Annotated in this window: 11 protein-coding genes; 6 read left to right on the top strand and 5 right to left on the bottom strand. The window is 66.5% G+C overall.

Annotated features, from left to right (window positions below; all coding sequences use genetic code 11):
• Window positions 1-246: 246 nt before the first annotated feature.
• On the bottom strand, window positions 247-1,104 hold the full coding sequence (locus tag QNM97_RS21120; RefSeq protein ID WP_283820185.1) for an ABC transporter permease: 858 nt from the start codon (window positions 1,102-1,104) through the stop codon (window positions 247-249).
• Complete coding sequence (locus QNM97_RS21115) at window positions 1,101-2,114, bottom strand: ATP-binding cassette domain-containing protein (protein ID WP_283820184.1); 1,014 nt, start codon at window positions 2,112-2,114, stop codon at window positions 1,101-1,103. The genes QNM97_RS21120 and QNM97_RS21115 overlap by 4 nt, the downstream gene beginning before the upstream one ends.
• Before the next feature lie 185 nt (window positions 2,115-2,299).
• Here QNM97_RS21115 and QNM97_RS21110 point away from each other — a divergent pair, with 185 nt between their 5' ends.
• The 4 genes from QNM97_RS21110 to QNM97_RS21095 are packed head-to-tail and all read left to right on the top strand — an operon-like array spanning window position 2,300 to window position 5,444.
• On the top strand, window positions 2,300-2,719 hold the full coding sequence (locus QNM97_RS21110; RefSeq protein WP_283820183.1) for a TOBE domain-containing protein: 420 nt from the start codon (window positions 2,300-2,302) through the stop codon (window positions 2,717-2,719).
• A gap of 57 nt (window positions 2,720-2,776) precedes the next feature.
• Window positions 2,777-3,544 (top strand): molybdate ABC transporter substrate-binding protein, encoded by a 768-nt coding sequence (gene modA, locus QNM97_RS21105; RefSeq protein WP_283820182.1) that lies wholly within the window; start codon window positions 2,777-2,779, stop codon window positions 3,542-3,544.
• Between the two features lie 17 nt (window positions 3,545-3,561).
• Window positions 3,562-4,344, top strand: a complete 783-nt coding sequence (locus QNM97_RS21100) for an ABC transporter permease (RefSeq protein WP_283820181.1) — start codon at window positions 3,562-3,564, stop codon at window positions 4,342-4,344.
• On the top strand, window positions 4,341-5,444 hold the full coding sequence (locus QNM97_RS21095; RefSeq protein WP_502874946.1) for a sulfate/molybdate ABC transporter ATP-binding protein: 1,104 nt from the start codon (window positions 4,341-4,343) through the stop codon (window positions 5,442-5,444). The genes QNM97_RS21100 and QNM97_RS21095 overlap by 4 nt, the downstream gene beginning before the upstream one ends.
• On the opposite strand, the gene QNM97_RS21090 is transcribed toward QNM97_RS21095, so the two are convergent.
• Entirely contained in the window at window positions 5,417-6,346 is a 930-nt protein-coding gene (locus tag QNM97_RS21090) for an adenylate/guanylate cyclase domain-containing protein (protein WP_283820180.1), read from the bottom strand. The genes QNM97_RS21095 and QNM97_RS21090 overlap by 28 nt on opposite strands.
• A gap of 100 nt (window positions 6,347-6,446) precedes the next feature.
• The gene (locus QNM97_RS21085; protein WP_283820179.1) at window positions 6,447-7,616 is read right to left on the bottom strand and encodes a TetR/AcrR family transcriptional regulator; all 1,170 of its coding nucleotides are present in this window, start codon (window positions 7,614-7,616) and stop codon (window positions 6,447-6,449) included.
• 130 nt (window positions 7,617-7,746) lie between these two features.
• Between QNM97_RS21085 and QNM97_RS21080 the strand changes: the two genes are divergently transcribed.
• Both QNM97_RS21080 and QNM97_RS21075 read left to right on the top strand, forming a co-directional pair.
• Window positions 7,747-8,958, top strand: a complete 1,212-nt coding sequence (locus QNM97_RS21080) for an acetyl-CoA C-acetyltransferase (protein WP_208793871.1) — start codon at window positions 7,747-7,749, stop codon at window positions 8,956-8,958.
• A gap of 33 nt (window positions 8,959-8,991) precedes the next feature.
• Entirely contained in the window at window positions 8,992-11,163 is a 2,172-nt protein-coding gene (locus QNM97_RS21075) for a 3-hydroxyacyl-CoA dehydrogenase NAD-binding domain-containing protein (RefSeq protein WP_283820178.1), read from the top strand.
• 154 nt (window positions 11,164-11,317) lie between these two features.
• Here QNM97_RS21075 and QNM97_RS21070 read toward each other — a convergent pair whose 3' ends face one another.
• Window positions 11,318-12,034, bottom strand: coding sequence for a slipin family protein (locus tag QNM97_RS21070; RefSeq protein ID WP_283820177.1), 717 nt, complete (start codon window positions 12,032-12,034; stop codon window positions 11,318-11,320).
• Window positions 12,035-12,248: the final 214 nt, after the last annotated feature.

Raw genomic sequence — 12,248 nt, 5'->3', positions numbered from 1 at the left:
TGGTTGGGTGGTCGGGGTGCCCCCCGGATCGATGGTCTCCCCTGATCGTTGGTCGAGGTGTGACGAGCCCCTGGGGCGAGGAGCCTCGAGACCGCCGTCGGTTGGTGCTGGGTCGGAATCGGCGTCGGCGCAAGGGGTCTCGAGGCTTCGTCGCTATCGCTCCTGCGCACCTCGACCATCGGTGGTAAGCACGTCGCCCATCGGGATGGATGGGGGCGACGGTCCCCGATCGACGACCTGGCCGGGTCAGTCGGCCGTGCGCTTGGCGTAGTTGCGCAATGCGAACGGGGAGAAGATCGCGGTCAGGATGATCGCCCAGATGAGCGTTGCCAATTCGGGGTGACGCAACGGCCAGGCGGCGTCGGCTGCGGCGTCGGGGCCGTTGCCCCAGAGCACTCGCATCGCCTGCACCAGCGCCGACATCGGGTTCCACTCGGCGATCGCCCGCAGCCACGGCTGCATGTTCTGGGTGGGCACGAAGGCGTTGGAGACGAAGGTGATCGGGAACAGGATCGAGAACATGAACCCGTTGACGGCCTCGACGCTGCGCAGCCACGAGCCGATCAGCACGCCGAACCAGATCATGCCGAAACCGAAGAGCAGCACCAGTGCGAAACCCAATGCCCCTTCGGCGACCGAGGTGGTGATGCGCCATCCGATGATCAGCCCGGTCAGGGCCATCACGACGATGCCGATCGAGGAGTGGATCAGGCTGGCTATGCTGCGTCCGACCAGCACCGACGACCGGCGGATGGGCAACGACCGGAATCGGTCGACGATGCCCTTCTCCAGGTCGGCGGTGATCCCGGTGGCGACGATGAACGCGGTGAACACGATCGTCTGACCCATGATGCCGGGCAGCAGATATTCCTTGTAGCTCACCCCGGGGACGCCCAGGCTGATCGCCGGACCGAAGACGAACGCGAACAACACCACGAACATGATCGGCTGAATCGTCACGTCCGACAGCATCTCGGGCATGCGTCGGGTATGGATGAGATTGCGGCGCACCATGATCCAGGACTGCTGCGCCAGATTCGTCTGGTGTACCGCAGGCCGGTCGGTACGGGCGGCTGCGGTGGTGGAGGCGCTCGTGGTGGTCATGCTGCTCCTTCGTTGGCCGACTCATCGTCGGCAGAGGCGTCTTCGGCGCGATGGCCGGTGAGGGAGAGGAAGACGTCGTCGAGGCTCGGACGAACCAGGCCGAGGTCGTCGACGGCGATCTGTGAGTCGTCGAACCAGCCGGCGATGCGCGTCAGATCCGACAATCCCGCGGCAGCGGTGGTGACGGTCCGCGCGTTCTCGTCGACGAAGACCTCGTTGCCGCTGCGCGACAGCAGGTCCCGTGCTTGCGGGAGGTCGGCGTCGTCGGAGACGGTGATCACCACGCTGGCCGCGCCTGCCTGTTGTTTCAGCTGCAGCGGGGTGCCGTGGGCGATGATCGCGCCGCGGTCGATGACGACGATGTCGTCGGCGAGCTGATCGGCCTCCTCCAGGTACTGGGTGGTCAGCAACAAGGTGGTCCCGGATTTCACCAACTCGCGCAACACGTCCCACAGTTCGTTGCGACTGCGCGGATCGAGGCCGGTGGTCGGTTCGTCGAGGAACAGCACCGGTGGTGCGGCCAGGAGGCTCACGGCCAGGTCGAGTCGTCGGCGCATGCCACCCGAGTACGAGCGGACCTGTTTGTCGGCGGCATCGGTCAATGAGAACTGTTCGAGGAGCTCGACGCTGCGCCGGGCGAGGTCGCGACGGCCGATGCCGTAGAGCCCGCCGATCATCTTGAGGTTTTCGCGACCGGTGAGGATCTCATCCACGGTGGCGGCCTGCCCGGTCAACCCCATGTTCCGGCGCACCGCGTCGGGTTCGGTGATGACGTCGTGACCGGCGATGCGCGCGGTGCCACTGGTCGGGGTGGACAGCGTCGTCATCATGCGCACGATCGTCGTCTTGCCTGCGCCGTTGGGTCCGAGCAGCCCGAGAACCGATCCCGGGGCCACGGAGAACGACACGCCGTCGACGGCGGTGAAGTCGCCGAAGGTCTTGACCAGATCGACGGCTTCGATCGCGGGATGGTCGCCGGTTGCGGCTCCTGAGGAGGGTGCTGCGGTCATGGTTCTCCACGCTAGTAGACGGAACGGGTGGGTTGGCCAGCGATTTTCTCGGCGCCGGCAGTGTTCGCAGGTATGGACCGCGAGCGCATGCGCAATTCATCGGTGAGCGAGCAAACACCCGTCGAATGCCGCGAATACGGATGGTGAGCGGCGATCTCCCCGATTCTGCGGATAAGCTACGTGCCATGCCCTCGATCCGGATCCGTGATGCGGCGCTTCTGCTGGGAGTCAGCGACGACACCGTGCGGCGATGGATTGCGGCCGGAACGTTACCCGCGAGCACCGACAACGCTGCCGGGTCGGCCGGCGGGGTCACGACGGTCGACGGGGTGCGGTTGGCCGAGATCGCCGTCGAACGCGCGCACGCCGATGCCGCGACATCGCCGATGCTGACCTCGGCGCGCAACCGGTTCACCGGATTGGTCACCGATGTCGAGATGGACGGGGTGATGGCCAAGGTGGGTCTGCAATGCGGGCCGTTCGCCGTGACCTCGCTGATGAGCGCCGAGGCGGCCCGCGAACTCGAACTGGAGCCAGGTGTCGTGGCGACCGCGGTGGTCAAGGCGACCACCGTCATCGTCGAGCGTTCGGCCGCGGATCTGTGACGCGATTTCTCTTGAGCTGATCCCGATCTCTCCAATAACCCCCGACTAGGAGTACAGATGACCACGGTTCGACGTGTGACCCGCTTGGCGTGCCTGGCGAGCGCCGCAGCGCTCATCACCGGCCTCGCGGCGGGTTGTTCTTCCGACGACAACGACAAGACCCCGCTGACGGTCTACGCGGCGGCGTCGCTGAAGAAGACGTTCACCGAGATCGAGACCGCCTATGAGAAGCAGCATTCCGACGTTGATGTCACGCTGAACTTCGCCGGGTCGTCGGCGCTGGTGAATCAGATCAAGCAGGGTGCCTCCGCCGATGTCATCGCGACCGCCGACGAACCGACCATGGGTAAGCTCGGCGGTCTCGTGAACGCGCCGCAGGTCTTCGCCCGCAACACACTGGTGATCGTGACCGCGAACGGAAATCCCAAGCAGGTGCGGGATTTCGCGAGCCTTTCCGATCCGTCGATCCGGACGGTGGTGTGCGCCGTGGAGGTGCCCTGTGGTGCGGCCACCGCGGAGGTCGAACGCAACACCGGCGTCGACGTCAAGCCGGTGAGCGAGGAGTCGTCGGTAACCGCGGTGCTCACCAAGGTCACCTCCGGTGAGGCCGACGCCGGACTGGTCTACGTCACCGACGCGAAGACGGTGCCCGGCAAGGTGACGGTGGTCGACGATGCCGCCTTCGCCAAGGTCGTCAACAATTATCCGATCGCGACGCTCAAGGCGAGCAAACATCAGCAGCAGGCAACCGATTTCATGAGCTTCGTGCTCGGCGAGACCGGACAGAAGATCCTCACCGACGCCGGTTTCGTCGCGCCGAACTGACCCTCGCCGATCTCCGGATGCGCCGCGTTCCCCGATGGATTCATCTGCCCGCCCTGCTGGGGGTGGCGCTGATCCTCATCGGGCCCCTGGCGATCATCGTGCGGATGCCATGGGGGATCTTCGTCTCCTCGGTGACCTCACCGGATTCCGTTGCGGCACTGCGGTTGGGGGTGGTCACCGCGGTGGTGTCCACCGTGGTCTGCGTGCTGCTCGGGGTGCCGATGGCCATCGTGTTCGCCCGCTACGACGGCGTCGTCGTGCGGATCGTCCGCGCACTGGTGCTGCTGCCGCTGGTGTTGCCCCCGGTGGTCGGGGGAGTGGCCTTGCTCTACGCGCTCGGTCGATACGGTCTCGTCGGACAGTACCTCGACCGCGTCGGCATCACGCTGGCCTTCACCACTCCGGCGGTGGTGATCGCGCAAACCTTTGTGGCACTGCCATTTCTGGTACTCAGTGTGGAGGGCGCGTTGCGCAGTGGCGATCAGGGGTTCGAGCGGATCGCGGCGACTCTCGGCGCGTCGCCGACGCGGACCCTGTGGCGGGTGACGCTGCCCATGGCGCGTCCGGCATTGTTGGCCGGTGGGGTCCTGGCATTCGCCCGTGCGCTCGGCGAGTTCGGTGCCACCATCACCTTCGCCGGGAACCTTCCCGGAACCACGCAGACCGCACCGCTCAAGATCTACCTCGACGCGATCAACGACCCCAGTCAGGCGTTGCCGCTCGCCCTGGTGTTGATGGTGGTGGCCCTGGTGATCGTCGTCGGTGTCCACCTGCGACGCTCGACCGTGGTGGCGGCGTGACCGGTATGGCTATGAATTCGCTGGAGCAGCAGGGTTTTCGAGCATCGGTGCGGTGCACTGTCCCCGATCTGGTCGCCGATATCGAGGTCGCGCCCGGCGACACCCTCGGCATCATCGGCCCGAACGGAGCCGGGAAGTCGACCTTGCTGTCGATCGTGGCGGGCCTGCGTCGCACCCCCGACTCCCGGGTCGCGGTCGGATCGCGAATTCTGCAGGGCGACCGGACCTTTGTGGAACCACACCGTCGATCGGTGGTGTTGCTCGAGCAGAAGGCCAGACTGTTCGGTCATCTGTCGGTGCGGCGCAACGTCGAATTCGGCCCGGCGGCGGCCGGGTTGTCGCGCAAGGACATCCGGAATCGGGCACAGCGCTGGCTCGACGCGGTCGGGGTCGCCGACCTCGCCGACCGCATGCCGTCGGGGCTGTCCGGTGGGCAGGCGCAGCGGGTCGCGATCGCTCGGGCGCTGGCCACCGAACCCGAGGTGTTGTTGCTCGACGAGCCGTTCGCCGCGCTCGATGTCGATGTGGCCCAACAGATGCGTTCGCTGATGCGCCATCTCCTCGCCGACCGTGCCGGGATGACGGTGCTGGTCACCCACGATCTCATCGACGTGGTCAGCCTGGCCGATCGGATCGCGGTGATCGACGACGCCCGCATCGTGCAGACCGGGCCCACCACCTCGGTGCTCACCCGTCCCGAATCGGCGTTCGCGGCGACACTGGCCGGAACGAACCTGATCGTCGGGCAGCTGCGTGGTGTCGATACCGTCGTCGCCGACGACGGCATCCGGGTGGTCGGTACCGCGGCCGAATCCGCAGCCGCCGGTCGGGCAGCGGCGGCATTCTCGCCTCGCGCGGTGGCGGTGTATCTGCGGCCACCGCAGGGGAGTCCGCGCAACAGTTGGCACGGAGTCGTGGAAGACGTGATACCGCAGGGTGATCGGGCTTTGGTCCGCACTCGATGCGGCGCACACCGGGTCGGGGCCGAGGTGACCTGGGCGTCGGTCGTCGACCTTGATCTGAGTCCGGGCACCGACGTCGTGCTGAGCGTGAAGGCCACCGAGGTCTCGGTCTACGGCGCGGCCGGATCGCCCTCGTAGTACTTGTTGGCCTCGAGAACCTTGGCTCGCAGCTTGCGATACCCCCGCACCGACAGTGGTGAGATCGACCGCAGGTGAAAGGGTTCGGCGTCGGTGAGGTCGGCGGCCAGGGCCTCGTCGAGCAGGACGGTACCCGGCCGGGCCGAACCACACAGTCGCGCAGCGATGTTGACCGGTTCACCGAAGAGGTCACCGAGCCGGCTCAGGACGGCACCGCGGGCGAGCCCGACCCGCAGGGGTGGAATCGGTCCGTCGTCACTGAGTCGCTGGATCGCGAGCGCCGCAGCGGCCGCCTCGGCACTGTCGTCGAAGCTGAACATGACCGCGTCTCCGAGGGTCTTGACGACGTGACCACCGCGGTCGGTGACGATGTCGAAGGTGCGTTCCTCGAAGTTCTCGAGCAGATCCTCGAGTTCGCCCATCCCGATGCGTCGCGACAGGCTCGTGTAGCCGACGATGTCGGCGAAACCGACCACGAGATCGTGCTTCTCGTCGGAGTCGCGGGCGACGTCGCGATCGAGCGCGAGCTTGAGGTGACGACGCCAGATCAACCGCTGGATGACGTCGATGGCGCCGATCATCTGCTCGCGGGTCCACGGGACGTCGGGATCGCGATCGAGATCCAGGATCTGGTCGGCCTGCCACTCGGTCAGCCGCGACATCGTCTGGCCGATCGCCCGGGCGGTGGCGATCTGGGCCTGCTCCGGCAGGGTCTCCTCGGAACTGGCGAAAAGCCGCAGGGCGTCGACCTCGTCGGGGGTGAAGATCTTGTCCGTCGTGGTCCGATGCGCGAAACCGAAGGCGTTCCACAGCCTCTCGGCGTACTCCGGCGAGATTCCCAGCTCGGCGATGAGCTCGTCGCGGGAAAAGCGTGGCTCACCGGAGTCAGCGGCGGAACTCATCGGGGCGGGCTCCCGTCGTCGTGGTCCCGGTGAGTCTAGCAACGGTGGCGACGCGCTGTGACGATGGCGACGTCGCGGGGACGATGGCGGGCCGCGTCCGTCAGACCCCCAGGACGCCTTTCATCAGATACGCCATCCGGGCCGGGAAGTCGGGGCGCGAGGTGCCGCGTCGGACGCGGACGGCGTCGTTGACGATCGACAGCGCGGCGTGTACGGCCACGCCTGCCTCCGGCCGGTCGAGGTCGGGATGAGTGCGTGTCATCAGGTCGACCCAGCGGGCGACGTAGTTGCGTTGGACGTCGAGGAGGTCGGCGGCGTCGGACTGGCCGATGAAGACCGCCGAGTTGTTGAAGCCGACCGACAGGTCCGGGCTGGAGGTGAGCGTCGAGACGTACGAATCGACCAGCAGGGACAGGAGTTTCGCGCTGTCCGACGTGGTCGAATGAGCGGCCATCGCGCCGGCCTCCAACCGGGTGGCGCTGCGCCGGCCGATGCCGACGAGGATGGCGAGCTTCGAACTGAAGTGCCGGTAGACACTCGGACCGGTGATCCCCACCGCGGCACCGATATCGTCCACGCCCACACCGGCATAGCCGCGTCGGGCGAACAATTCGGCTGCGGCGTCGAGGATCTCGTCGCGGCGGGTACGGGATCCGCCGGACATCACCGGCGCCGGCACCATCGGCGGGGCGGAGTCGGGTCGCAGGGTGATCAGCCGATGCACGAGGATCTTGAGCTCGGCCAACGACCGGGTGGCCGACAGGCGCGCGTTGTGCACGCCCAGACTTCCGGCGACACTCAGCGTCGCCCAACACAATTCGACGGCCTCGCGCTCGGGCATGCCGGTGCCCGCGGCGAGGACCCCGGCCCACCGGTGCATGACGCCGCGGATGCGCAGGACGATCACCCGGTTCTCCTCCTCGCTGAGGTGCTGGCTGGCCGAGCGCCACAGTGACGTGGCCGCGGGCCTGCGCACCCCGATCGAACACACCGCGTCGACGAGTTCCTCCGGGCTCGAGTCGGTGCCGTCGAGCAACCGGTCGGTGCACGCCTCCAACTCGTCCACGCCACCCATCACCGCGGCCAACAGCAAGGCGTGCTTGTCGGCGAAGTGCCGGTAGACCGAGGGTGCGGTGACACCGGCGGCCCGCGCGATGTCGGCGAGGGCGACCTGGGTGTAGCCGCGCTCGGCGAACAGCGTCGCCGCGTGGTCGGCGAGCTGCCGCTTGCGGTCGGCCGGTCGGGCGCGGGTGGGCTTCGGGCTAGGCATGGTGAATCGACCATAGCGCAGAAATGCCGGTCCAGATCAAGTGTTGACCTCAGGGTATGGCCAAATAAGTTATTCCGCGTTAGCCTGTCGTGGTAACCGTCTCCGGTTCATGTGAAAGGAACACAGCATCGTGGCCGATCAAGCATTCATCTACGAGGCGTTGCGTACGCCGCGTGGCAAGCAGCGCGGCGGAGCGCTGCACAGCGTCAAGCCGGTTGATCTCGCATCGGGGATCATCAACGAGGTTCTCGCCCGGCACGGGGGACTCGACCCCGCAGAGATCAACGACGTGATCTTGGGTGTCGTGTCGCCGGTCGGTGAGCAGGGCGGCGTCATCGCCCGCACCGCGGCTCTCAACAGCGGTCTGCCCGAGACCGTCCCCGGCACCCAGATCGACCGCTTCTGCGCGTCGGGCCTGGAGGCCACCAACATGGCGGCGTCGAAGGTCGCCTCCGGCTTCGACGATCTGGTCCTCGCCGGTGGCGTGGAGTCGATGAGCCGTGTCCCGATGGGTTCCGACGGCGGCGCCCTGTTCATGGACCCGGCGACCGCGTACGACCACTACATCACCCCGCAGGGCATCGGTGCCGACACCATCGCCACCATCGAGGGCTTCAGCCGCGAGGACGTCGACGGCTACGCCGTGGAGTCGCAGAATCGCGCTGAGAAGGCTTGGGCGAGTGGCTACTTCGCCAAGTCGGTGGTTCCGGTTCGTGACATCAATGGTGTCATCGTGCTCGATCACGACGAGCATCGTCGTCCGGGCACCACCGTGGAATCGCTCGGCAAGCTCAAGCCCGCCTTCGCCGCGCTCGCCGAGATGGCCGGCTTCGACGACGTGATCATGCAGAAGTACCCCTTCCTCGAGAAGATCAACCACGTCCACACCGGTGGCAACAGCTCCGGCATCGTCGACGGTGCCGCGGTCGTGCTGCTGGGCAGTGAGGCGGCCGGCAAGCGCAACGGCCTGACCCCGCGCGGTCGCGTCGTGGCCTTCGCCGAGGTCGGCTCGGAGCCCTCGATCATGCTGACGGGTCCGACCCCGGCGACCGAGCTGGCGCTGAAGAAGGCCGGTCTGACCGTCGACGACATCGACGTGTTCGAGCTGAACGAGGCGTTCGCGTCGGTCGTCATGAAGTGGATGAAGGATCTGAAGATCCCGCACGAGAAGGTCAACGTCAACGGCGGCGCGATCGCGATGGGTCACCCGCTCGGTGCGACCGGCGCGATGATCTTCGGTACCTGCCTTGACGAGCTCGAGCGCACCGGCGGTCGCTACGGCCTGGTCACCCTGTGCATCGGCGGCGGCATGGGCGTCGCGACCATCATCGAGCGTCTCTGACGGCCACCTCACCAAAGGAATCTGCGAAAAACCATGAGTGACAACATGATCAATTGGGAGAAGGATGCCGACGGCGTCGTCATCCTGACCATGGACGACAAGAGCCAGGGCGCCAACACCATGAACCAGACGTTCATGGACTCGATTGCCGCCACGGTCGATCGTCTCGAGGCGGAGAAGGACGACATCACCGGTGTCGTCATCACCTCGGCGAAGAAGACCTTCTTCGCCGGCGGCGACCTCAAGGACATGACCGCCGAGCAGACCCAGACCAAAGAGGAGATCGCCACCGCGATCACCGAGCGCACCAACGGCATGAAGAAGGTGCTGCGTCGGCTCGAGACCCTCGGCAAGCCGGTCGTCGCTGCCATCAACGGTGCCGCACTCGGTGGTGGCCTCGAGCTCGCGCTGCACACCCACCATCGCATCGCCGCGGACATCAAGGGTGTCCAGATCGGCCTGCCCGAGGTCACCCTCGGCCTGTTGCCCGGTGGCGGTGGCGTCGTGCGTACCGTGCGACTGCTCGGCTTCCAGGCCGCGCTGATGAACGTGCTCCTGCAGGGCCCGCGATTCAACGCCGCCAAGGCCAAGGACACCGGTCTGGTCGACGAGCTCGTCGGTTCGGTCGAAGAGCTCGTTCCGGCCGCCAAGGAATGGATCAAGGCCAACCCCGAAGCGGTCCAGCCGTGGGATGTCAAGGGCTACAAGATGCCCGGTGGTGCGGTCACCAATCCGTCGGTCGCGGCCAACCTGCCCGCCTTCCCGGCGATCCTGCGCAAGCAGATCAAGGGCGCCAACATGCCGGCTCCGCGCGCCATCCTGGCCGCGGCCATCGAGGGCGCCTACGTCGACGTCGACACCGCCGACATCATCGAGACCCGCTACTTCGTGTCGCTGGTGACCGGTCAGGTCGCGCAGAACATGATCAAGGCGTTCTTCTTCGACCTGCAGCACATCAACAACGGTGGCTCGCGGCCGGAAGGCTACGACAAGTACACCGCCAAGAAGGTCGGCGTCATCGGCGCGGGCATGATGGGTGCGGCGATCGCCTACGTCTCGGCCAAGGCCGGTATCGAGGTCGTCCTCAAGGACGTCGACATCGAGGCAGCCAAGCGCGGTAAGGCCTACTCGGAGAAGCTCGAGGAGAAGGCGCTCTCGCGGGGCAAGACCACCCAGGAGAAGAGCGACGCGCTGCTCGCGCGGATCACGCCGACCGTCGATGCCGCGGACTTCAAGGGTGTCGACCTCGTCATCGAGGCGGCCTTCGAGTCGGTCGAGGTGAAGAACAAGGTGTTCCAGGAGATCGAGGACATCGTCGAACCCGACGCGGTGCTCGGCTCGAACACCTCGACGCTGCCGATCACGATCCTCGCCCAGGGCGTCAAGCGCCAGGAAGACTTCATCGGCATCCACTTCTTCTCGCCGGTCGACAAGATGCCGCTGGTGGAGATCATCCGCGGTGAGAAGACCTCGGATGCGGTGCTGGCCAAGGTGATCGACTACACCCTGCAGATCCGCAAGACCCCGATCGTGGTCAACGACAGTCGCGGGTTCTTCACCAGCCGGGTCATCGGCACCTTCATCAACGAGGCCATCGCGGCCGTCGGCGAAGGTGTGGAACCGGCACTGGTCGAGCACGCGGGCACCCAGGCCGGTTACCCGGCCGCGCCGCTGCAGCTGTCCGATGAACTGAATCTCATCCTGATGCAGAAGATCCGCAAGGAATCCCAGGCTGCCGCCGAGGCGGACGGCAAGGAATTCCCGCAGCACGGATCCTTCGCCGTCATCGATTACCTCGTCGAGCAGGGCCGTCCCGGCAAGAAGGAAGGCGCCGGCTTCTACGAGTACGACGAGAACGGTAAGCGCGTGCGACTGTGGCCGGGTCTGCGGGAGAAGTTCGACTCCGGCAGCAGCCAGCAGTCGCTCGAGGACCTCAAGGAGCGCATGCTCTTCGCCGAGGCCGTCGAGACCGCGCGCTGCATCGAGGAAGGCGTCATCACCTCGGTGCCCGACGCCAACATCGGCTCGATCTTCGGCATCGGCTTCCCGGCCTGGACCGGCGGTGTGGTGCAGTACATGAACCAGTACGAGGGCGGCCTGGCCGGCTTCGTCGAGCGCTCGCGCGAACTGGCCAAGAAGTATGGCGCGCAGTTCGAGCCGCCTGCCTCGCTGGTGGAGAAGGCGAACAAGGGCGAGAAGTACTGAGCCGCTTGATGAGCTGAGCGATACGCGAAAGTGGGGGAAGAATCTTCTTCCCCCACTTTCGCTTTCGTCCGCGGGAAATCTCTGGGGGGACGAGTGAGACACCCGGGGAGGAATCTTTCCTCCCCGGGTGTCGTCGTCGGTGGCGACGGTTGCGTCAGTTGTCGTCGGCCACCGGCGCGGCAGCCGAATCACCCACTTGCGCAGCATCACCCACCGACAACACCAGCCTGGTGCCGTACGGCGCTTCCTGGACCAGGCGCAACTGTGCCAGTGCCGGGTGTGCGTCGAGCACACGGCCGGCGTTGGCGAGTGAGCGCAACGCAGCCGTCTCCGCTCGTGCGGTCTCCAGCTTGGCCAGGCCGCGTGCCTTGGCGGAGATCAGCTCGGTTGCCGCCGAACGGATCTCACTCGGCACGATGACATCCTTGAGCAGCGCCTCGGCGACGGCCACACCCACGGTCGCACCGACCGTTCGCGCAGCGGCGAGCACGACGCCCATGTCGACTGCATCACCACGTGCCATCAGATCCTCGAGGGACACCGACGCACAGGCGTCGCGCAGCGCAACTTGAGCCGAGAGGTAGATGGCCGACCACGGGTCGTTGGACTGTTCGACGAAGGCGACGGGGTCGGTGATCGTCGCGCGCAGCGCCACCGTGACACGCACCGACACCCCCTCGGCAGTCAGGATCTCCTGCGGTGCAACCGAGATGACGCGCGCACGCATGTCGACCCAGGTGTAGGTCGCCGTCCGGCGTCGATGGTACTGGCCGGGTGTCAGCGTCCGGGACAGTTGTCCACGACGGTATTCGAGAGCGCAATGGCCGGCCGGGACGGAGACCGTGGCGAATGCGGATGTGATGATGGACAAGGCGAACCTCCCTTCGGCGGCGGTGTATGGCGGCGGACACCGCCCGCGGGCGGCGGGTCGGTGGGGCCACGCGAGAGACCTCCACGCGTGGCCGCAGGACCGAGGCCACCGGTGATCCCGGGGACGGTGCCGAAAGGGGAGTCGAACCCCGGTGCCGTAGCACGGACCGTAGCCATACCTTAAATGGATGCACGAGAGTACAACGCGCAGAACA

It is taken from the genome of Gordonia sp. L191, assembly GCF_030077625.1.
Taxonomy (GTDB): domain Bacteria; phylum Actinomycetota; class Actinomycetes; order Mycobacteriales; family Mycobacteriaceae; genus Gordonia; species Gordonia polyisoprenivorans_A.
This window is presented reverse-complemented; position numbering and strand designations above follow the sequence as displayed.